The following is a 20758-nucleotide window of genomic DNA, read 5'->3' on the forward strand; positions in this document are numbered from 1 at the left end:
CACCCGTGGTGACTACACGGGCATGAGGAGTGCTGCGTAGAGGGTCAGGCCGGGACCGAAGGCCATCGCGACGACCGGGCCGTCGGCGTCGGCGAGCTCGTCGAGGACCAGGAGCACGGTGGCCGACGAGCAGTTCCCGTGCTCGGCCAGCACCCTGCGTGACGCCGCCATCTGCTCCTCGGCCAGCCCGAGCTCGTCGCGGACGACGTCGAGGATGCGCGGGCCACCGGGGTGCACGGCCCACCCGGCGACGTCGCCGACGCGCAGGCCCGCGCCGGCGAGCAGCTCGTCGACCACGGCGCCGACGTGCCGGGAGAGGACGTCGGGCACGCGGGGCGAGAGCCCCATGCGGAAGCCCAGGTCCGTGACGTCCCAGGTCATGTGGTCGGCCGTGGAGCTGTCGGTGCGGGCGACCACGCCGGCCAGCCGCCGCCCCCGCCGGGCGCCGGGCTGCACGACCACGGCGGCCGCCGCGTCGGAGAACAGGGCGTGCGCGACCACCTGCTGCAGGTCCCGCTGCGCGGGCTGCACGTGCAGGCTGGTGAGCTCGCAGCAGAGCAGGACGGCGGGCCTCTCCCGGGCGGTCACGTAGTCGCCGACGGCGGCCAGGCCCGGCAGCGCCGCGTAGCACCCCATGTGGCCGACCAGCAGGCGCTGCAGCCCCGGCGGCATGCCCAGGTCGCTGGCCAGCCGGATGTCCAAGCCGGGGGTGGCGTAGCCGGTGCAGGTGACGACGGCGAACATCCCGACGTCCCCGGGGGCCAGCCCCGCGCTGTCGAGCGCCCCGGCCACCGCCTGCTTGCCCAGCGGCAGCGCCTCCTGGACGTAGCGCGCCATCCGCGCGCCGGTGCTCCAGCCGCTGATGTCCTCGTCGACCGGGTTGGCCACCGCGTGCCGCGTGCGCACGCCCGCGCCGGCGAAGATGCGCCTGGCCGACCGCACGCCCTCGTAGTGCCGGGCGAAGAAGCCGTCCCAGGCGGCGTCCTGGTCGAGGGACGCCGGCAGCGCCGACCCCGACCCGGTGACGACCGCGCTCACCGCGGGCACGGCCCGGTGTCGGTGCTGCTCAGCGAGGCGCTCATCACTCGACGGTAAGGGGGGACGGCGATCCGTGCCGCTCCACGGGCCCGTCCGGGGCCGCGCCCCCGCCCGGTGCTGTGGCGCGCTTCACCGCCACGCCGCCGAACAGGACCGACGTGAGCGGGATCCGGCGCATCCGCACCCCTGGCCGCCGCCGCAGCCGCCAGGCCACCAGGTCGCGCACCGAGGGCCGCAGGCCCCACAGCCGCAGGTCCAGCCCCAGCCGGTCCGCGGCGGCGAGCAGCCGGCGCCGGTCGACGAACAGCGCGGGGTCGTGGATGCCGGGCGGCGGCCCGCCGGGGATGCGCTCGAAGAGGTCGACGGCGATCCAGCCGGCCAGCCGGGTGGCCGCGATCGCGTCGACCACCAGGGTGCCGCCGGGCCGCAGCAGCCGGGCGCACTCGGCCAGGACGGCGACGTCGTCCTCGACGTGCTCGAGGACCTCGCCGGCGACGACCACGTCGGTGCACGCGTCGGCCAGCGGCACCTCGAGGACCGACCCCCGCACCGCGTGGACCCCGTGCCCGCGCGCCGTGCGCAGCGCCGCCAGGTTGAGGTCGACGCCGACGTGCCGGTACCCCAGCCGCGCCGCGTGCGGGGCCATGAGGCCGCCGCCGCACGCCAGGTCGACGAGGACGGCGCCCGGCTCGGTCGCCGGCGGGACGTGCTCGGCGCGGGCGGCGGCGAGCCAGTGCAGCATCGCGAAGCCGCCGGCCGGCTCCCACCACTGGTCGGCGAGGTCGTCGTACTGCGCGTTGTCGTTGCGCCGGGGGTCTTCTCGCCGCATGCGGCTCCTAGCTCTTCAGCGGGTCGTGGCCCCAGTTCATCAGCGAGTAGCGCCACTTGGAGGACTCGACGTCCTCCTTCTTCGGCTCCTGGGCCAGGTGCCGCTGCACGTAGCCGTGCACCTTGCGCATGTGCGCGTAGTCGTCGTCGGTCAGGTCGTCCTTCTTCGTCCTGAGCAGTTCGACGATCCGGCGGCCCGACTCGTGCCCGGTCGACTCGCCCGACCCGCCGCTTCTCTGCCCGACCGACTTCGACTCGTCGGTGTCCAGCCACTGCTCCAGCTCGCCGGGGGTCATGTTGACCGCCTCGCCGAACTCGCGGCGGATGGTGTCGGTGTCGTCGTCGGCCATGGGGGTCCTCCCTCGTCGTGGCGGTCGCTCGCGCCCTACCCGGTCGTGGGCTCCCGGCAACCGCCCCCGTCGGGCAGGGTGGACGGCGTGGAGGACCTGCCGCGCGGCCGCTTCGACTCCGCGTCGGCGCGCCGCAGCGCCGAGGCCCGGGGCGAGAGCCTCGACCAGCTGCTCGACCGCAACCTGGCCGAGCTGCTCCAGGAGCTGCGGGTGGCGATCACCGGCGTCCAGGTGCTCTTCGCGTTCCTCCTGGGGCTGGCGTTCACCCAGCGCTTCGCCGACCTCGACGGGTTCGGCGTCGCCGTCTACACGGTGACGCTGATGACGACGGCGCTGGCCACGGTGCTGCTCATCGCGCCGGTCTCCTTCCACCGGCTGGTCTTCCGGCGCCGGCAGAAGGGCGCCCTGATCCGGGTCGGCGACCTCATGCTGCGCGCGGGCCTGGCGATGCTGGTCGTCGCCATCAGCTGCGGCACCCTGCTGGTCCTCGACGTGGCGCTGGGACGCGGCGCGGCGGTGACCGGCGGGGCGCTCGTGCTGCTCACCGGGGCGGTCACCTGGTACGCGCTGCCGCTGTGGGCCCGGCGGCCCGGTTTCCCGGCCCGGCCTGCGGATACAGCCCCGGGCACCGACGCCGACGTCCACGCCGACGCCGTCCCGAGGGAGGAGCCACGATGAGCGAGTCCGACAGCGGCCGCACGCCGCACCCCGACCAGCCCGCGGAGAGCGGCGCGCAGGAGCCCGCCGCGGAGGGCAGCGGCCGGACGCCGCACCCCGAGCAGCCGGCCGAGGGCGCGGAGGAGGCGGGCGGCGAGGGCGCCGACACGCCGTCCTGACACCTCCGCCGCACGACCCGACGGCGTCCCGCTTCGATCTCGCGATGCGGGACGCCGTCTCTCTTGACGCTCCACAGGCCGGTGGCCTAGCGTTCGCGGCACCGCTCGCGCAGGCACACACACCGGGGAGGCCGACCGTGACCGCAGCCGGCACGCCCGCCCCGACCCTGCGTCCGAGCATCCGCCCCGGCACCGCCGCCGGGGCCGTCCAGGTCCCCTTCTGAGCCGCCGCTCGCGAGCCCGCCGACGTCCGACGTCCGCGGGCTCGCGGCGCATCCCCTGTGCTCCGCCGACCGCCCGCACGTCCCGTCCCGTGGAGGAACACCCCATGACCAGCACCGTCTCGCTCTCCCCCGTGGAGGGGCCCGCCGCCTGGCGGGGCGACGTCCTGTCGCAGTCGACCGAGTGGATCTACCAGCTCTCCGACGCCGAGCGCACCGAGCTCGAGGAGGTCGGCCGCCGGTTCGTCGCCGACGACCCCGACCTGCGCACCGTCACCGCCGAGCGCTACCCGCTGCCGGCCAACGCCGCGCACCTGGCCGAGGTCTCGCAGCAGCTGGACGCCGGCCGCGGCTTCGTCCTGGTCCGCGGGCTGCGCACCGAGGAGTACGGCGACGTCCTGGCCTCGGCCATCTTCTTCGTCATCGGCCTGCACCTGGGCGTGCCGATGAAGCAGAACGAGGTCGGCGACCTGCTCGACCACGTCATCGCCACGTCGAACCTCACGATGGCCGACGGCGCCCTGCCCTCCCGGGTGCGCGACCGGCTGCCGTTCCACTCCGACAGCTCCGACGTCGTGGCGCTGATGTGCCTGCGCGGCGCGAAGGCCGGCGGCTCGAGCAGCCTGGTCAGCGGCGCGACGATCTACAACGAGATCCTGCGGCGCCGTCCCGACCTCGCGCCGCTGCTGTTCGAGACCTGGTACTGGGACTGGAAGGCGCAGGACAAGGACGCGCCCGCCGACTACTACACCTCCCCGATCTGCAGCTGGGTCGACGGCGTCTTCTCCAGCTACGCCGGCAGCTCGATGATCGAGTCCGCGCAGCGCTTCCCCGACGTCCCGCGGCTGACCGACGCCCAGCGGGAGCTCCTGGCCCTCTACGACGAGGTGTCGCAGGAGGAGGGCCTGCCGATCGACATGGACTTCCAGCCCGGCGACGTGCAGTGGCTGCTGAACTACGCCGCCCTGCACTCGCGGACCTCCTACGAGGACTTCCCCGAGGTCGAGCGCCGGCGCCACCTGCTGCGGCTGTGGCTCAAGCGCGACGTCGGCCGCCCGCTGGTCGAGGGCTTCGGCAAGAACTCCGTCGTCCAGGGCCGCGACAGCGACCGCAGCGAGAAGGAGGACGTCGAGCGCATCTCGCACATCGCGAGTGCCGCCGTCCCCGACATGACCTGGGGCCTGTGATCCCCTGACCCCCTGAGACGTGGCGGCGGCGGGCGCCCTCGGGGCCCCGCCGCCGTCCGCTGTCCGCTGCCCGTCGCCCCCCGAGACCAGGAGGTCCGTTGTCCGTCACCGTCGTCGGCAGCCTCAACGAGGACGTGCTCATCCCCGTCGAGCGGCTCCCCGGCCGCGGGGAGACCGTCATCGGCGGCTCACCCGCCACCGCCGCGGGCGGCAAGGGCGCCAACCAGGCCGCCGCCGCCGGCCGGCTCGGGCCCGGCGTCCACATGGTCGGGCGGGTCGGCGACGACCCCGCCGGGGCCCGCATGCAGGCCGCGCTGGCCGAGTGCCGGGTGAACGTCAGCCGCGTGCACCGCACGCCCGGGGTGCCGACCGGCACGGCCACGATCCCGGTGGAGAGCGGCAGCGGCGAGAACCTCATCGTCGTGGTGCCCGGCGCCAACGCGGCGCTGGCCCCCGAGGACGTCGACGTCTCCTCCGTGCACCGGGCCGACGTGCTGCTCCTGCAGTTCGAGGTGCCGATGGAGACCGTCACCGCCGCCGCGCGCGCCGCCGGCGGCACCGTGGTGCTCAACCCCGCGCCGCCCGCGCCGCTGCCGGCGGAGCTGCTGGAGCGGGTCGACGTCCTGGTGCCCAACGAGCACGAGCTGGCCGCGCTGGCCGGCGTCCCCGACGACGAGCGTTCGCCGGCTCAGGTGGCCGAGCTGGCCCGCGGCCTGGTCGGCCCGCGGACGTCGGTCGTGGTCACGCTCGGCGCGCGCGGGGCCGTCGTCGTCCCCGCCGGTGGGGGCCCGGCGCAGCTGCAGGCCCCGCCGCCGGTGACCCCGGTCGACACCACGGGCGCCGGCGACTGCTTCTGCGGGGCGCTGTGCCAGGCGCTCGCGCGGGGGCAGGAGCTGCCCGAGGCGGTGCGCTACGCGGCGACCGCGGCGGCGCTGTCGACCACCGGCCCCGGCGCGCGCGGCGCGCTGCCCGCCAACCGCGACGTGCAGAAGGCCCTGGAGAAGACCCCCGCCGCCCAGCTCCTCTGACCCGGTCCCTCGGTCAGGGAGCCGCGAGGCCGACGGCGACGTCGGCGTAGAGGCCGGCGAAGGAGCGCAGCTCGGCGAGGGACAGCCGGTCCCGGCGCGGGTCGGCCGGGTCCGGGGACGACGCGGGGCCCGTTCGGGCGGTGTCGATGCCGGCGGCCCGGAAGACGACGCCGTCGGTCGACCCCGTCCAGTCCCGCACCTCGACGGGCGGCTGCGGCCGGTGCCGCGCCCAGGCGGCCTCCGTGGCCCGCACGACCGGCGCGTCGGCCGCCGTCACGCCCGCCGGGTGCAGCGGCTCGGCCTCGACGGCCACGGTGCACCCGGCCAGCGGCGTCCGCGCCAGCCCGGCGCGCACCGCCGCGGCCAGGTCCTCCCCCAGGGCGGGCAGGTCGTCGCCGGGCACGGTGACCACGTAGAGCCGCAGGTCCAGCGCGGCGGGCAGGAGGTCGGGCTTGTCGGGCCGGCCGCCGGTCAGCGCGCCCAGGCCGAGCTCACCGCCGAGCGAGTCGGCGCGGCCGCGGCGGGCGTCCCGGAAGGCCACCCGCCACCGCCCGACCGCCTCGAGCACGGTGCCCGCGTGCACGAGCACCCCGCCGACCGGGTCGGCCGAGGCCGGCGCCAGCGCGGCGCCCATCCGGCCGGTGACCGTCAGCCGCAAGTAGCCGGCGCCGGGCTCGGCGCGCAGCACCGCCGGGGGGCCGCCCTTGGCCACCAGGACGGCGTCCGGGCGCGGGGAGGCGGCCAGGTACGCCGCGGCGCCCGCGCTGGAGGAGGGCCGCACGGAGCCCGGCGGGACGGCGGCCGGCAGCGCGCTGCGGTGGGTGCCGGAACCGGCCAGCAGCAGCTGGAGCGTGCGGTGCGGACGCCCCGCCAGCCGGCCGGCGGCCAGCGCCAAACCGGTCAGCGCCGCGGCGGCGGGCCCCCGGGCGACGCCCAGGCCGGGCCCGCTCACCTCGTCGCCGTCCACCCGCAGCGGGCCGGGGTCGTCGGCGCGGCCGCTCACCGGGGCGTCCTCGGCGGGCAGCCCGGACAGCGAGGTGTCGAGGTGGGAGGCGAGCAGCAGGGCCGGCGGCCCGTCGCCGGGCAGCGTGACGACGACGTTCGCCCCGGCCGCGCCGACCGGCGTGACGGACCAGTCCACCCCCGGCAGCGCGACGCGTCCCCAGGCGGCCAGCGCCTCGGCGGCCGGCCGCTCGGCCCCGTGCGGCGCCGGGGTGGCCGACAGCACGCCGAGGGCCGCGGGGAGGAGCTCCCCGCGGCCCTCGTCAGCGGGGAGGCTCAGAAACGGCCCCAGTCGTCGCTGGCCGGCCGCCAGACGTCGATGTTGCGCGGGTCGGCCGGCATCTTCCGGGCGCGGTGCGTCTCGTGCTCCTCGGGCGTGAACACGCGGTGGGAGTCGCACAGCTCGTAGCGCGGCCCGAAGCGCGGGTCGTGCATGTAGAAGGCGATCGAGGTCGACGCCGAGTGGTTGACCATGTCGGAGACGATCGGCCGGCCCTTGTACAGCGCCCGGGCCCGCATCCGCATGACGTGGTCGAGGCTCTTCATCGCGAAGCACAGGTGGCCGACGAACGACCCCTCCCCGCGGCTGCGGGAGATCGCCAGGCTGTGGTGGTAGCGGTCCTCGCAGCGGAAGAACGTCGTCGAGCCGACGACGTGGTCGCTGGGGATGAACCCGAGCACGCCCTGGTAGAAGCCGACCATCTCGTCGAATCTCTCGGTGATCAGGAAGGGGTGCACCAGGTCGACCGGCCGCAGCTCCACGTGCGGGGCCTCGGCGTACTCCTGGTACTCGGTGAACAGCTCCACGACCATGCCGTCGGGGTCGCGGACGGCGAACCCCTCGTCGCACAGGGCCTGCTGGCGCTCCTCGAGCTCGAACACCTCGAGACCGGCGTCGAGCACCCGCTTCTGGATCTGCTCGAGCACCTCGGAGGACTCGACGCTGTAGCCGACCGCCACGGTGTGCCCGATCTCCCGGTGCGGGGCGGCGATGAGCTCGATGCAGTGGTGCTCGATGTCGGTGCGCAGGTAGGCGCGCTCCGCCGTCCGCTCCTCGACCTGGAGGCCGACGTGGTACTCGAGGAAGTCGATCGTCTCGTCGAGGTCGGGCACCTCGATGCGGGCGTACTCCATCCCGAACGGGCCGTGCGGACGAGCGGGGTGCGGCATCGGGTCTCCTGCGCTGGGCGTGTACTCGTAGCTGACGATGGCCCGCTCGGCGACCACCGGGCGGAAGACCTCGGTGACGAAGCGCTCGTGCCGCTCGCTGGACAGGTAGGCGGCGAGCTCGGCCTCGGTGTCGAACTCCACGGAGAACGCGTGGGTGAAGCGGTCGTCGCGGGTGCTGCGATTCGTGCCCGACGACCAGCGCTGCATCGCCGGGTAGTGCGCCGGGAAGGTCTCCAGCTCGGCCAGGAGGGCGTCGATCGTCGCCTGGTCGACGCCGTCGGAGAACCGGAAGGCCACGGTGTGCCGGATCATCGCCGTCCTCCCTAGAGGATGAAGGAGAGCCGGGCGCCGGCCTCGAGCCGCTCCAGGGCCAGCACCGAGCGGCGGAGCCGGAAGCGCAGCCCGTCCTCGGTCACCTGCAGCCGGTGGGCGTAGCGGCCGTGGAAGACGTTCGTGTGGCCGTCGCGGGCGCGGTGCACGATGAAGTTGGCGGCCACCGCGAGCTCGTCGCCGGTGCGCTCGCCGAGCCGCACGTTGGCGATCACGCGGTGGGTGAGCGAGGCGGGGTTCTCCGCGTGCGCCTTGCGGCTCTTCAGCCGCTTCACGCGGGCGCGGAGCAGGTCCCAGTCGTCGCAGACGAAGTAGCCGCCCTGGCTGGCCGGGGTGTCGCCGGCGTCGGTGGTCGGGATCTCGAAGCGGCCGCCCTCGACGAACAGGGCCAGCCAGTCGTCGTAGCGCTGGCGGTCGAGCAGGTCGGCCTCGGCGAAGAGGAAGTCCTCGACCTCCGCCCGGGCCACGGTGCGGGTGGAGCCGGCCGGCGCGGTGTCCAGCGCGGTCATCGGGCCGCCACCTCCTCGGCGGCGGCCGGGGCACCGGTCTCCAGGCCGGCGAGGACCTCGTCCAGGCCGTGCGGGCGCTTGCTGGGCAGCGGGGTGGGCTCGGGGTGCGGCGGCGGGGGCGTGCCGATGTCGACCGGGCCACCCTCACCCACGGCGGCCACCCAGTGCCGCCAGAAGCCGCGCATGGCGCCCTCGTCGGTGGAGCGGCCGCGCTCGCCGGACACGTCGGCGGCCATGCCGCGGGACATGTCGCTGTAGTCGAGGTCGGCCCGCGGGTCGCCGGCCGTGGCCTCGATGCCGCGCTGCACGGCCTCGTAGGCCTCGATGTCGTCGGGCGTGGCCAGGCCGCCGGGGCCGACGAAGCTGACCATGGTCCGCATCCGCAGGTCGCGGACGGCCGGGTCCTCCCCGCGCGGGGCCAGCTGCCAGGCGCGGACGTCGGTGTGGCCCGGCGCGACCGGCTCCAGCTGGCGGATGGACAGGCCCTCGAGGTCGAACAGCAGCAGGTTCGGGAAGACGAACAGGATGTGGCTCTCGTCGGCCACCAGGTGCGCCCGCTCCGAGCCCAGGCGCAGCTCCATCTCGCGCCGGTGCTCGGCGGTGCGGACGCGCTCGTCCTCGCCGAAGCGGGGCTCCCACAGCATGCTGATCCGGCCGCCGTGCCCGGTGAGGATCAGCAGCGAGTGGCCGTTGCCGAGGTTGTAGGCGTACTGGTCGTCGTCGTCGACGGCGAAGCCGCTCTCCCGCAGGTAGCCCACGAACGTGTTGTGGGTCGGGGAGAAGTGGTAGCCGTCCATCGCGTTCTCGACGGCGAGCTTCCAGTTGCCGCGGACGCCGTAGAGCTGGGTGCCGGGCAGCACCTCCATGCCGGCGACGTGCTGCTCGCCGATCATCCGGATGTAGTCGGCGGCGGGGCCGAGGTGCTGCTCCAGCGGCGGGACGTCGTCGGTGAAGGAGACGAAGACGAAGCCCTCGAAGACCTCCAGCCTCGCGACCTCGCGCAGCCGCATGCTGGCCTTGTACTCCTCGTCGGCGTAGGCCGACGGGTCCGGGATGGCGGCCACCTCGCCCGTGTTGTGGAACGCCCACGCGTGGTAGAAGCAGTTGAAGTGCTTGCTGGAGCCCTGCGTCTCCCGGCACAGCACCGTCCCGCGGTGCGGGCAGCTGTTGAGGAAGGCGTGCAGCTCGCCCGTCGAGTCACGGGTGAAGATCAGCGGCCGGCCACCCAGCGTGCGCACCGTGAAGTCGTTCGGGTTCGGCAGCTCGGTCTCGTGACCGAGGTAGAGCCAGGTCCGCTCCCAGATGTTCGCGCGCTCGGCGGCGAACAGGGCGTCGTCGCGGTACGCGCGGCGGTGCACGCGGAAGGCGAGGCGGTCCCAGTCCTGCACGACCAGCGGCGCCGCGGCGTCGGACGCGGGGTGGGGACTCGGCGACGTCACAGGGGCTCCCGTCTGCCTCGCCGGAGCGGAGGCGGCACGACCGGTGGGTAACTCTGGTGAAACACATGCGAGATGCTGTCTCGCATCGCGGTACTGAGCATGTGCCGTGTGCTGGGGGATGTCAACAACTGGCCGGCCCCGGCCGGGCGGACCGGCGGCCGGTTCCGGGACCCTGCGCCTCGTTGACCGTTCGGCGTCTCGGCAGTCAGGATGCTGTCTCACGTCGGGAGACAGCAGATCGTCCCCGGCCGCCCCACACCCCGCGAGGAGCCCGCCCGTGTCCGAGCCTGCCAGCCGCCCGGCACGTGACGGCGACGGCGCCGCGCCGACCATCCAGACGGTGCAGCGGGCCGCGCTGATCCTCGACGCGTTCACGCCCGCCAAGCCCTACCTCAGCCTCAACGAGATCACCCAGCGCCTGGGCGCCAGCAAGGCGACGGCGCACCGCTACACCAAGGCGCTGCGGGCGGCCAAGCTGCTGCGCTACGACGAGCGGACGGCGCTGTTCTCGCTCGGGCCCCAGGTGCTCACGCTGGGCGCCGCGGCCCGGGCCGGCCTGCCGATCGTCAGCGCCGCCGAGCCGTTCATGGAGCGGCTGCTGCACCAGGTCGACGAGACCGTCGTCCTCTCCGTGTGGGACGGCGAGTCGCCGATCGTCGTCCGGTCCATCGACAACACCGACCGCGTCATCCGGATCAGCGTCCGCGTCGGCTCCCGGCTGGACCCGGTGCAGTCGGCCCAGGGCCGGGTGTTCTGCGCCTGGCTGCGGCCCGAGGAGGTCGCCGGCCTGCCGCGCGCGCTCAAGCGCGACCCGGAGCTCAGGGCCGAGATCGAGGCCGTGCGGGCGGCGGGCGTCTCGGTGAACGTGCCGGCGGTCAACGGGGTGCGGACCCTGGCCGCGCCGGTGTTCCAGGGCCCGGCGCTGGTCGGGGCGGTCGCCCTCGTCGGGACGACGGCGTCGATCGACCCCGACGTGCACAGCCCGATGGCCGCCGCGCTGGTGCAGACGGCCAAGGAGATCTCGGCCCACCTGGGGACCGAGGAGCCCGCGGCCCCCGTCGGCTGAGGGAGGACCCCACCGCCCCCACCGCTCGCGAGCCCGCGGCGGGCCCCTGCAGCGGGGCCGTCAGGCGCCGGCCGGGGCGGCGGTCAGCCAGGCCAGCGCGGAGGCGAAGTCGGCCCGCGGCGGCACGAAGTAGTCGATGTTGACGCAGGGCCCCTCGAGCGGCTCCACGAAGTGCTCCGCGCCGGCCGGGACGAGCAGGAACGAGCCGGCCCGCATGCGGTGCGGGGTGCCGGCCACGTGGTAGTCGCACACACCCTCGGCGATGAACACGAGCTGGTCGAAGTCGGCGTGCGAGTGGGGGTTCAGCGCCATGCCGACGTCCAGGCTGTGCCAGGCGATCATGATCTCGTCGGTGCTGTAGACCCGGCGCCGCACGCCCGGGCGCACGGTCTCCTCGGGGATGTCGTCCCAGTTCACCACCCGCCCGTAGAGGGCGGCGTTGCGCGACGGGGTCGGATCGGTGCTCATCGGGCCTCCGGAGGGGACTGCTCGGGGGACGGGGCGGCGGCGCGCAGCGCGGCGCCCAGGAACTGCAGGTCGGAGCCGACGACGAGGTAGCCGGCCGGGCCCAGGCCCAGGCCCTCGGCGGCGTCCGGGCGCGGGGCCCAGCCGCCGAAGGCCACCCCGGCGGCCAGCGCGGCGGCGGCCACGGCGTCGACCTCGGCGCGGATGCCGGCCGTGTCGGCGGGGTCGAGCCCCAGCGAGACGGTGAGGTCGGTGGTGCCGACGAAGGCCACGTCCAGGCCGGCGACGACCTGCTCGAGCGGGTCGGTGGTCCGGGACTCGATCTGCCCGACCACCAGCGGCGGGTCGGCCCATTCGGCGGCCAGGTAGTCGGCCAGGCCGACCGAGCCGTAGCCGGCGCCGGTGTGCGCCAGGCTGACCGAGCGCCGGCCGACGGGCCCGTAGGCCACCGCCGCCTGCAACTCCTCGCGCTGGGCCACCGACGTCAGCATCGACAGCTGCACGCCCACCGCACCGGCCTCGAGGACCCGGTTGACCAGCGGCGGGTCCACCCGGGGAAGCCGCACCAGGGCGGGCAGGCCCAGCGCGTCGGCGTAGCGCAGGAGGTCCAGCGCCTCCTTGTCACCCAGCGTGGAGTGCTCGAGGTCGACGACGACGAGGTCGAAGCCGGCCGAGGCGGCCAGCTCCAGGACGTCGGGGCAGGGCAGCTTGACGAAGACCCCGGTGAGCCGCTCGCCGGAGGCCAGGGCGGCGCGCAGCCCCGCTCTGGCGCGATGGACGTCGGTCACCGGAGGTCTCCCGTCGGTCGGTGCTACCTCAGGCGCCGAGCCCGCGCCACGGCACGAGCTCCACCGGGGCGCCGGCGTGCAGCACGGTCACGGGCTCGTAGCGGGGCGCCACGATCGAGTTGCCGGCGGCGTCGGGCAGCACCTGGTCGCTGACCTCCTCGACCACCGTGACGTGCGCCGGGTTGCCCACCGTCAGGGCACCGTAGCCCTCGTCGGCGATGCCCAGGAGCCGGGCGGGGTCGATGGTGGCCCGCTTGACGATCTCCGGCAGCGGCGCGCCCAGCGCGACCAGCTTCGACAGGCTGGTGAGCAGGTCGAAGACCGGGCCGCGCCAGTTGCGGCCGCTGGTGTCGGAGGAGGCGATGTCGGGGAGGAAGCCCTCGGCGATCGCCGGGCGGGCGACGTCGAAGCTGAGGTTGCTCTTGCCGTGCGCGGAGTCGAAGAGCACGCCCCGGGCCCGGGCCTCGGCCACGGCCGGCTGCACCTTGCCCCCCTCGAGGATGTTGTACTCCTTGCCCGTGTAGCAGTGGGCCACGATGTCGCCCGGCCGCAGGAAGGGCAGCACCTCGGCCAGCGGCTCCGGGGTCTCACCGATGTGCACCATCAGCGGCAGGCCGGCCTGCTCGCCGATGGCGAGCGACTTCTCCAGCAGCGGCCGCCACTGCTCGGCCGGGACGACGTCGGTCGACAGCCGGATCTTGAACCCGCGGACGATCTCCGGGTTCTCGGCCGCGACCCGCAGCGCGTCCTCGGGCACGAGGGTGTCGGGGTTGAGCAGCTCGCCGAAGCGGAAGTCGATGAGGCCGAGCACCGAGACGTTGAGGAAGCTCAGGATGCGCATGCCGCTGGGCTCGACGACCAGCTTCTTGAAGGCGTCGAACGTGGAGGCGCCCGCGGTGCCCGCGTCGGCTGCGGCGACCACGCCGCGGCGCAGGTGCGCCTCGACGGGGTTGGCGCCCACCTTCGACACGTGCTCGAAGATGTGGGTGTGGCCCTCCACCAGGCCGGGCAGCACGAGCCGGCCGGTGCAGTCGACGCGCTCGGTCGCCGGGCCGTCGATCGACGGGGCGACCGCGCTGATCCGGCCGTCGGTGACCGCGACGTCGTAGCGGCCGTCGAGGCCGTTGGCCGGGTCGAGGACCCGCCCGCCGGTCAGGACCAGGTCGTGGACGGCGCTCGCAGCGTCCGTGCGGGTGTCGGCGGGTGCGGACATGCGATGGGCTCCGTGGGATCGGGGACGGCAGGGGTCAGTTGGGCGCGTACTGCTCGCGTCGGCCCCGCTGCAGGGGCCCGCCGCGAGCGGGCGGGTGGCGGGGGGCAGCGGGGTCCTTCGACGGCGCGGCGGCGGGCGAGACGGTGGTGGTCAGCGGCGCGACGCCGTCGACCTCGACGGTGACGACGTCACCGGGGACCAGGAAGCAGCCGCGGTCCTGTCCGGTGCCCGCGGGCGTGCCGCTGAGGAACACGTCGCCGGGCTCGAGCGCGGCGTACCAGGAGATCCGGGCGAGCAGCTCGGGGATCGACCAGATCATGTCGGCGCTGGTGTCGTCCTGGTGCACCACGCCGTTGACCGACCCGCGCACGCGCAGGGCCGCGCCGTCGGCGAGCGTCCGGGCGTCGAGCACCGAGGCGCCCAGCGGCGTGCAGCCGGGGAAGCTCTTGGCCAGCGCGGGGGTGCCGGTGGCCTTCATGACGTCGCGCGCCGTGAGGTCGTTGCCCGCCGTCACCCCGGCCACCGCGGCCCAGGCCTCGCGCTCGGACGCGCGGTGCAGCCGGCGGCCGACGACGACGGCGATCTCGGCCTCGGCGTCGAGCTGCTCGGTGAGCCCCGTCGGGTGGGGCAGCAGGCCGTTGGGCCCGGCCACCGAGGAGGCGGCCGACACGTAGAGGATCGGCTCGGCGGGGACCTCCCGGCCGGTGACCCGGGCCTTGGACCGGTAGTTCAGCCCCACGCCCCAGACGGTGCCGGGCGCCGGCAGCGGCGGCAGCGCGGCGGTCAGCGCCGCCGCGGCGGGGACCCGGCGGACGACGCCCGCCGTGGCCGCCGCGGCCAGCGATCCGGTGTCCGCGACCAGTGCCCCGACGTCGCGGTGGGGCAGGTCCAGGACGGCGACCTCGTCGCCCTCCCGGCGCGCCAGGCCCCACGGCGTCGCGAGCAGGTCCATGTCGGCGATCCTTCGATGCGAGACGTCGTCTTGTCAAGCAATACGAGACGACGTTTCGTCTCGCGAGACGGTCAGGGCGCCCTCCAGGGTCCCGCGCCGAGCCTGCGAGGCGAGGGGTGGGGCGGAGGGTGGTCCTTCCTCAGTGGGCGAACGTGGTGGGGCGCGACGGGTCCGCCGGCGCGTCGTCGATCCGCGCCACCTGCTCCGGGGAGAGGTCCAGGTCGGCGGCCGCCGCGCTGTCGCGGATGGACTCCGGCCGGGTCGAACCGGGGATGGCGACGACCGCCGGCGAGTGCGCGAGCAGCCAGGCCAGCGCCACCCGCTGCGACGAGACCCCGAGCTCGGCGGCCACCGCCCGGGTGGCCCGCGCGCGGGCGCCGTCGCCGGTCACGCCGGCCAGCGGCGTGTACGGCAGGAACGCCAGCCCCAGCTCCTCGGTGCGCCGCAGCATCGGCTCCCCCCAGCGGTCCTCGACCGAGTAGGGGTTCTGCACGCTCACCAGCCGCTCGCCGAGCACCGCGGCGGCCGTGTCGAGCTTCGCGACGTCGACGTTGCTCACGCCGACGGTGCGCACGACGCCCTGGTCGACCAGCTCGGCCAGCGCCCCGACCGACTCCTCGTACGGCACCGAGGGGTCGGGCCAGTGCAGCTGGTACAGCCCGATCGCCTCGACGCCGAGGGCCTCCGCGCTGGCCCGGGCCGCGGCGTGCAGGTGCTCGGGGGTGGCGCGGAAGTCCCAGGGGCGGACCAGCCCGCCCTTGGTGGCCACGAGGACGTCGTCGGCGTCCCCGGACCAGGTCCGCAGCGCATCGGCGACGAGGCGCTCGTTGTGGCCGATCTCGGTCTCGTCGACGCAGTACACGTCGGCGGTGTCGACCACGGTGACGCCGGCGTCGAGCGCGGCGTGCACGGTGGCGGCGGCCCGGTCGGGCGCCGGCCGCTGCGGTGAGCTGGACAGGTGCATGGCGCCCAGGCCGACCGCGCCGACCTGCCGGGGACCGAGGGTGCGGGTGCGCACGCCGGCCACCTCCTCGCTGCTCGTGGGATGCCTCACGCTACGAGACGCCGTCCCGTCCTGTGAACCGCCGGGGCGGGTCCGGGACGGCCCACCGGCGCGTTCCGGACGGCACGCCGGCGACCCCGCCGGCCCGGGAGGGGCGGGCGGGGTCGGCGGATCGGCGGCTCAGCCCCAGAGCTCCTGGATGGTCGCGAAGACCTTCTGGTTGTGGGAGAACTCGAGGACGTTGCCGTCGGGGTCCAGGACGGCGCAGATGTAGCCGATGTGCTCGGCCATCTGCGTCGGCTCCCACTGCAGCCGCCCCAGCTCGCGGGCCTTGGCGGCGACCTCGTCGACGTCCTCGCGGCGGGGCAGCTCGATGCCGATGTGCGCCCACGGCGAGAAGGTGGGGTCCGGCTTGCCGTCGACGATGCCGAAGCGGGCGCCGATCTCCGGGACGAACTCGCCGAGCACGAGCACGAACGGCGTCTCGACCTGGCCCGGGTTGGACAGCCAGGCGCTGCGGCCGCTCTCGTCGGCGTTCTGCTGCACGAGCACCAGCGGGGTCACCGACGTGTAGAACTCGATCGACCGGTCGATGTCGCGCACCGGGATGGCGACGTGCGTCCAGCGGGCCTCGGTCAGGGTGGGCATGGCTCTCTCTCCTCTTCGGTGGGTGGGGGTGGGATCAGGACGAGGGCCACTTGGCCCGGTCGGGGAGGCCGGACCGGGCGACGACGCCCTCGCCCGCGGCCTGGGCGCGCTGCAGCAGCGCGTCCTCGTCGACGGTGGTGCAGCGGTAGTCCTCGACCACGCGCCGGCCGCCGACCATGACGGTGTGCACCCCGCGGCCGTCGGCCGACCAGACCAGCTGGTTGGCGACGTTGTGCAACGGGCGCCACTCGGGCCGGTTGGTGTCGTGCAGGACCAGGTCGGCCTGCTTGCCGGCCTCGAGCGAGCCGAGCTCGTCCTCGGCCTGCAGTGCGCGGGCGCCGTTGCGGGTCGCCATGGCGAAGGCGTCCTCGGCCGGGAACACCGTCGCGTCGCGGCGGGCGTCCTTGAACAGCCCCGCCACGAGGTAGGTGGCCCGCATGAGGTCGTGGTAGTTGGAGGCGTTGTTGCCGTCGGTGCCGATCGCCACGTTCACGCCGGCGGCGACCATCTCGGGGAACTTCCCGATCTGGGTGACGCCGTAGGAGACCTTGAGCGCCGTCGTGGGGCAGTGGGCGATGCTCGTCCCGGTCCGCGCCAGCGCGGCGATCTCTGTGTCGTCGACGTGGACGGCGTGGGTCAGCAGCACGTTGCGGTCCAGGACGCCGATCTCGTCGAGGTGGACCATCGGCCGCTGCCCGAAGGTGGCGAGGAACCCTTCGGGGTCCATCGCGGCCGGGGACATGTGCGCGCTCATCCCGGTGCCGCGCTCGTCGGACATCCGCTTGGCGGTCTGCCAGAGCTCGTCGCTGCACGTGGTGTGCCCGATGACGATCGGCCAGGCCTGCACCCGGCCGTCGGCGGCCGAGCCGTAGGTGTCCATCGCGTAGGTCATCGCGCCGACCGCCTCGGCGGTGGTCATCCGCAGCGCCTCGTAGTCGCCGACCAGGTCCCACGCCCACGGGCCGACCCGCGCCCGGATGCCGATCTCGGCCAGCCCGTCGACGACGGGGTCGATGAACCGGACGGTGCCGGCCTCGAGGAACGCCGTCGTCCCGGACTTCAGCATCTCCAGCGCGGCCAGCTGCGCCGAGACCCGCTCGTCGTCCTCGGTGTAGTGGGTGTGGATCGGGGTGAGCCACTCGAAGACGTTCTCGAGGAACGGGGTGTCGTCGGGGACGAAGCCGCGGGTCAGCGGCTCCCCGGTGATGTGCACGTGGGTGTTGACCAGCCCCGGCGTGACGACGAAGCGCTCGCCGCCGACGACCTCGGCGGGGCTGTAGCGGGCCTGCAGCTCGGCCGCCGCGCCGACGGCCACGATCCGGCCGTCGCGGACCGCCACGGCGCCGTCGCGGTACACCCGGCGCTCGTCGTCCATGGTGACGACGTGGGAGCCCAGCACGAGCGTGTCGCAGGGCTCGCCCGTGGGGCGGGTCGGGGCCCTGTCCGGGGATTCGGTCATGGTCACCTCTCGGTCTCGGGGGCGGTCCCGGGGGCGGTCCCGGGGACGGTCTCGGTCTCGGGACGGCGGACCAGGAAGACGGTCTGCCGGGGCACCGGCTGCAGGACGTCGGTGAGCGCGGCGCCGCAGTCCGCCGCCCACGCGCGCAGGTCGGCCACGGAGACGCCGCGGCCGGCGGTGGAGGCGGCCATGGTCAGCGAGAGCACCAGCTCGTGGCGGGCGGCGGCGAGGACGGCGTCGCGGCCGGGGTCCGGCTCCGTGGCGGGGTCCGGCCGCGGGTAGTCGGCGACGACGACCACCCCGCCGGGCGCGGTGAGCTCCACCGCCCGGGCCAGCAGCCGCCGGGCCCGCGCGCGCGGCTCGGCGCGCAGCACGTGGGCCAGGACGACGACGTCGGCCCCGCCGGCGGGCAGGTCCGCCGCCAGGTAGTCCCCGGCGTGGAGGGACACCCGGCCGGCGAGCCCGGCCGCCGCCACCGTCTCGCGGGCGACCTCCAGCACCCCCGGCAGGTCGACCCCGACCGCCGTGGCGCCGGGCCGGTCGCCGGCCAGGACGGCCAGCCAGGCGGCCGAGCCGCAGCCGAGGTCGACCACGCGCGGGGCCTCGGGCCACAGGCCGCGGGCGGCCAGCTCGCCGACCACACCGGCGGCCACGGCGCGCTGCGTCGGGGCGGTCGCGCGGACCAGGTCCGGGTACATCGCGCCCAGCTCCTCCGCCGTCGCCTCCGGCACCCGGCCGGTGCGGAGGGTCGCGGCCAGGTGCTGCCAGCCCGACCACGGGCCCGGCGACAGCGGCGCGAGCGCGGCCATGGACGCCGGGGAGTCGCGGACCAGGAAGCGGGCGGCCACCGGGGTCAGCGCGAACGCCCGGCCGTCGGTGGTCAGCAGGCCCAGGGAGACCAGCAGCTCGGCGAGCAGCGCCACACCCTCGGCGTCCGCGGCGCCCACCGCGGCGGCCAGCGCGTCCGCCGTCAGCCCGTCGTCGCCGGCCGTCGCCAGGGCGTCGACGGCCCCGAGATCGAGGGCGGCGGCCAGCGCGCCGAAGCCGGCCAGGCCGTTGACGACGTCCCAGACCGGGCCGGGCCCGACCACCGGCGGGGCACTCACGGCCGCAGCACGATCTTGCCGGTGGCGCGGCGCGACTCCATGTGCCGCTGCGCGGCGGCCGCCTCGACCAGCGGGAACTCGCTGTCGACCGGGGTGCGGAAACCCGACGACCAGTAGCGCTCCAGCATCGGGGCGAACTCGCGCCGGTCGTAGGGGTCGGAGCCCAGCAGCCGCAGGCCGAAGTGGTAGGCGTAGACGAGGTCGAACGACGTCCGGTCGCCGGTGGTGTTGCCGAGGAAGACCAGCCGGCCGCGGTGCCCGAGGCTGTAGACCGAGGCGTCCCAGACGGCGGGGCCGACGTGGTCGACGACGACGTCGACGCCGCGGCCGTCGGTGAACCCGCGGGCGGCGCCGACCAGGTCGGTGGTCGAGGTGTCCACGACCAGGTCCGCCCCGAGGTCGGCGGCGTACGGGGCCTTGGCCGCGCTGCTCACCGTGGTGACCACCCGCGCCCCGGCGGCCTTGGCCAGCTGGATGGCCGCCGTGCTGACCCCGCTGGCGCCGGCGTGCACGAGCACGGTCTCCCCGGCCGCCACCTGGCCGACCTCGACCAGCGCGTGCCAGGCGGTCATCCAGACCGTGGGCACGACCGCCGCCTCGACGAGGTCCACCCCGTCGGGGACGGCGTGCACGTTCGCCGCGGGGACGACGACGTACTCGGCGTAGCCCCCGGCCACGTTGCCGCCGACCACCTTCGTGGCCGGGCACATGCCGTCGGCGCCGCCGGCGCACACCGGGCAGTCGTCGCAGGGGACGGCGGGGTTGACCACCACGCGGGCGCCGGCGCGGGCGGCCGGGTGCGCGGCCGGGTCGACGTCGGGTCCGACGGCGGCGACCGTGCCGGCGACGTCCATGCCGGCCACGTGCGGCAGCTCGAAGCCGGGGATCAGGGCGGGACCGCGGCGCTGCAGGACGTCGAGGTGGTTGAGCCCGCAGGCGGCGACCTCGACCAGCACCTCGCCCGGTCCGGGCTCGGGGACGTCGGACTCGGTGACCTCGAGGACGCCGGCGTCGCCGTGGACGCCGTAGGAGATGCTCTTCACCGGGGCTCCCTGGGGTGGACCGACATGTGGTCCGACCGGGCGTCCCGCCCATGTCCGCGGCACGCCCGATCGGCATGCAACGGTGGGATCCAGCGGGCTGCGTCGCCGCGCTCCCCCGCTCCGGTCTGTTGCCTACCGGGGCGGGTCGAGGAGAAGGAACCAGGTCGTGGGCGGGGGCGTCAACCCCCGGCCGCGTCGGCCGGGACGCCGTCCACGGCGGCGGTCTGGGCGGCCACGACCTCGCCGTCCCAGTAGTCCGCGCGGGCGGCGACCAGGCCGTCGCGCACGCGGAACCGGAACACCCCGCGGACGTCGACCGGCACCTCCGCGGCGCCGTCGCGCTGCATCCGGGCCGTCATCCGGTAGGCCACCGCGGCCCGGTCGCCGTCGACCAGGACGTCCTCGGCCTCGTACCGCAGGCCGACGAAGGCCGCCAGGAAACCGGGCAGCCGCTCGCGGTAGGCCGCCCGGCCGGTGAGGCTGCGCCCCCGGGCACTGGTGTGCTCGTTGACGAAGTCCTCGGTGACGCGCGCCGCGATCACGTCCGGGTCCCCGGTGTTCAGGGCGTCGAGGTAGGCCGTGACCGCGGCGCGGGTGTCGCTCAAGCCGGGGTGCCCCACTTGTTGCGGACGAGCTCGAACACCTTCTGGTTGTGCGAGATCTCGATGACGTTGCCGTCGGGGTCGTTGAGCGCGCAGATGTAGCCGACGGGGCCGGGCATGTCGCGGGGCTCCCACTGCAGCACGCCCAGCTCCCTCGCCTTGGCGGCGATGGCGTCGACGTCCTCGCGGTGCGGGACCTCGATGCCCAGGTGTGCGAACGGCTTGAGCAGGCCCAGCTGCCCGCCCTTGTCCTTGTCGAACGACACGAGCACGAGCACGAACGGCGTCTCGGCCTGCTTGTCGTTCGACAGCCAGGCGCTCTCGCCGGCGTCGTCGGAGAACCGCTCCACGACGACCAGCGGGGTGAGCGACGTGTAGAACTCGATCGCGGCGTCCAGGTCCCCGGTCGGCAGGGCGACGTGGGTCCAGCGGGCCTCGGTCAGCACGGGTCCGGTCATCGGGTGGTGTTCCTCTC

The 20758-nt window shown here is 75.1% G+C and carries 23 protein-coding genes; 5 read left to right on the forward strand and 18 right to left on the reverse strand.

The features are described 5' to 3' along the window. Positions 1 to 12: 12 nt before the first annotated feature. From ACI8AX_RS09370 to ACI8AX_RS09380, 3 genes are read right to left on the reverse strand one after another with little or no spacing between them, the layout of a single operon-like run. The gene (locus ACI8AX_RS09370; RefSeq protein WP_456549531.1) at positions 13 to 1038 is read right to left on the reverse strand and encodes a type III polyketide synthase; all 1026 of its coding nucleotides are present in this window, start codon (positions 1036 to 1038) and stop codon (positions 13 to 15) included. A 43-nt stretch (positions 1039 to 1081) separates the two neighbouring features. Further along, entirely contained in the window at positions 1082 to 1867 is a 786-nt protein-coding gene (locus tag ACI8AX_RS09375) for a methyltransferase domain-containing protein (RefSeq protein ID WP_456549532.1), read from the reverse strand. 7 nt (positions 1868 to 1874) lie between these two features. After that, entirely contained in the window at positions 1875 to 2216 is a 342-nt protein-coding gene (locus ACI8AX_RS09380; protein WP_456549533.1) for a DUF3140 domain-containing protein, read from the reverse strand. A gap of 87 nt (positions 2217 to 2303) precedes the next feature. On the opposite strand from ACI8AX_RS09380, the gene ACI8AX_RS09385 reads away from it, so the two are divergent. From ACI8AX_RS09385 to ACI8AX_RS09400, 4 genes are all read left to right on the forward strand, one after another. Beyond that, positions 2304 to 2894: a DUF6328 family protein gene (locus ACI8AX_RS09385; protein ID WP_456549534.1), complete on the forward strand. Its 591-nt coding sequence runs from the start codon at positions 2304 to 2306 to the stop codon at positions 2892 to 2894. After that, positions 2891 to 3052, forward strand: coding sequence for a hypothetical protein (locus ACI8AX_RS09390; protein ID WP_456549535.1), 162 nt, complete (start codon positions 2891 to 2893; stop codon positions 3050 to 3052). The genes ACI8AX_RS09385 and ACI8AX_RS09390 overlap by 4 nt, the downstream gene beginning before the upstream one ends. A gap of 328 nt (positions 3053 to 3380) precedes the next feature. Further along, on the forward strand, positions 3381 to 4460 hold the full coding sequence (locus ACI8AX_RS09395) for a TauD/TfdA family dioxygenase (protein WP_456549536.1): 1080 nt from the start codon (positions 3381 to 3383) through the stop codon (positions 4458 to 4460). A gap of 98 nt (positions 4461 to 4558) precedes the next feature. Beyond that, positions 4559 to 5488 carry a ribokinase gene (locus tag ACI8AX_RS09400; protein ID WP_456549537.1) on the forward strand — a complete coding sequence of 310 codons (930 nt, stop codon included), beginning with the start codon at positions 4559 to 4561 and terminating at the stop codon, positions 5486 to 5488. A gap of 13 nt (positions 5489 to 5501) precedes the next feature. Here ACI8AX_RS09400 and ACI8AX_RS09405 read toward each other — a convergent pair whose 3' ends face one another. The 4 genes from ACI8AX_RS09405 to ACI8AX_RS09420 are packed head-to-tail and all read right to left on the reverse strand — an operon-like array spanning position 5502 to position 9938. Continuing rightward, positions 5502 to 6716 (reverse strand): hypothetical protein, encoded by a 1215-nt coding sequence (locus ACI8AX_RS09405; RefSeq protein WP_456549538.1) that lies wholly within the window; start codon positions 6714 to 6716, stop codon positions 5502 to 5504. A gap of 50 nt (positions 6717 to 6766) precedes the next feature. Beyond that, entirely contained in the window at positions 6767 to 7972 is a 1206-nt protein-coding gene (locus ACI8AX_RS09410; RefSeq protein ID WP_456549539.1) for a Dabb family protein, read from the reverse strand. 11 nt (positions 7973 to 7983) lie between these two features. After that, a complete protein-coding gene (locus tag ACI8AX_RS09415; protein ID WP_456549540.1) occupies positions 7984 to 8499 on the reverse strand; it encodes an aromatic-ring-hydroxylating dioxygenase subunit beta in 516 nt (171 codons plus the stop codon). Continuing rightward, a complete protein-coding gene (locus ACI8AX_RS09420) occupies positions 8496 to 9938 on the reverse strand; it encodes an aromatic ring-hydroxylating oxygenase subunit alpha (RefSeq protein ID WP_456549541.1) in 1443 nt (480 codons plus the stop codon). The genes ACI8AX_RS09415 and ACI8AX_RS09420 overlap by 4 nt, the downstream gene beginning before the upstream one ends. A 277-nt stretch (positions 9939 to 10215) precedes the next feature. On the opposite strand from ACI8AX_RS09420, the gene ACI8AX_RS09425 reads away from it, so the two are divergent. Continuing rightward, entirely contained in the window at positions 10216 to 11004 is a 789-nt protein-coding gene (locus tag ACI8AX_RS09425) for an IclR family transcriptional regulator (RefSeq protein ID WP_456549542.1), read from the forward strand. 60 nt (positions 11005 to 11064) lie between these two features. On the opposite strand, the gene ACI8AX_RS09430 is transcribed toward ACI8AX_RS09425, so the two are convergent. The 11 genes from ACI8AX_RS09430 to ACI8AX_RS09480 form a co-directional block, all read right to left on the reverse strand. Then, complete coding sequence (locus ACI8AX_RS09430; RefSeq protein WP_456549543.1) at positions 11065 to 11472, reverse strand: AraC family ligand binding domain-containing protein; 408 nt, start codon at positions 11470 to 11472, stop codon at positions 11065 to 11067. Next, complete coding sequence (locus ACI8AX_RS09435; protein ID WP_456549544.1) at positions 11469 to 12257, reverse strand: aldolase/citrate lyase family protein; 789 nt, start codon at positions 12255 to 12257, stop codon at positions 11469 to 11471. Before ACI8AX_RS09435 ends, ACI8AX_RS09430 begins: the two co-directional genes overlap by 4 nt. Positions 12258 to 12285: 28 nt before the next feature. After that, entirely contained in the window at positions 12286 to 13470 is a 1185-nt protein-coding gene (locus tag ACI8AX_RS09440) for a hypothetical protein (RefSeq protein WP_456549545.1), read from the reverse strand. Between the two features lie 34 nt (positions 13471 to 13504). After that, on the reverse strand, positions 13505 to 14422 hold the full coding sequence (locus tag ACI8AX_RS09445) for a fumarylacetoacetate hydrolase family protein (RefSeq protein WP_456549546.1): 918 nt from the start codon (positions 14420 to 14422) through the stop codon (positions 13505 to 13507). A gap of 139 nt (positions 14423 to 14561) precedes the next feature. Further along, complete coding sequence (locus ACI8AX_RS09450; protein ID WP_456549547.1) at positions 14562 to 15440, reverse strand: aldo/keto reductase; 879 nt, start codon at positions 15438 to 15440, stop codon at positions 14562 to 14564. A 165-nt stretch (positions 15441 to 15605) separates the two neighbouring features. Continuing rightward, positions 15606 to 16073, reverse strand: a complete 468-nt coding sequence (locus tag ACI8AX_RS09455; RefSeq protein ID WP_456549548.1) for a VOC family protein — start codon at positions 16071 to 16073, stop codon at positions 15606 to 15608. Positions 16074 to 16107: 34 nt separating this feature from the next. Further along, positions 16108 to 17532: an amidohydrolase family protein gene (locus ACI8AX_RS09460; protein ID WP_456549549.1), complete on the reverse strand. Its 1425-nt coding sequence runs from the start codon at positions 17530 to 17532 to the stop codon at positions 16108 to 16110. A 2-nt stretch (positions 17533 to 17534) separates the two neighbouring features. Continuing rightward, positions 17535 to 18638 (reverse strand): methyltransferase, encoded by a 1104-nt coding sequence (locus tag ACI8AX_RS09465; RefSeq protein ID WP_456549550.1) that lies wholly within the window; start codon positions 18636 to 18638, stop codon positions 17535 to 17537. Beyond that, on the reverse strand, positions 18635 to 19681 hold the full coding sequence (locus ACI8AX_RS09470) for a zinc-binding dehydrogenase (RefSeq protein WP_456549551.1): 1047 nt from the start codon (positions 19679 to 19681) through the stop codon (positions 18635 to 18637). The genes ACI8AX_RS09465 and ACI8AX_RS09470 overlap by 4 nt, the downstream gene beginning before the upstream one ends. A gap of 179 nt (positions 19682 to 19860) precedes the next feature. Further along, a complete protein-coding gene (locus tag ACI8AX_RS09475; protein ID WP_456549552.1) occupies positions 19861 to 20286 on the reverse strand; it encodes a nuclear transport factor 2 family protein in 426 nt (141 codons plus the stop codon). Beyond that, on the reverse strand, positions 20283 to 20741 hold the full coding sequence (locus ACI8AX_RS09480) for a VOC family protein (RefSeq protein ID WP_456549553.1): 459 nt from the start codon (positions 20739 to 20741) through the stop codon (positions 20283 to 20285). Before ACI8AX_RS09480 ends, ACI8AX_RS09475 begins: the two co-directional genes overlap by 4 nt. Positions 20742 to 20758 lie beyond the last annotated feature (17 nt).

The sequence above is a fragment of the Blastococcus sp. SYSU D00813 genome (assembly GCF_054050735.1).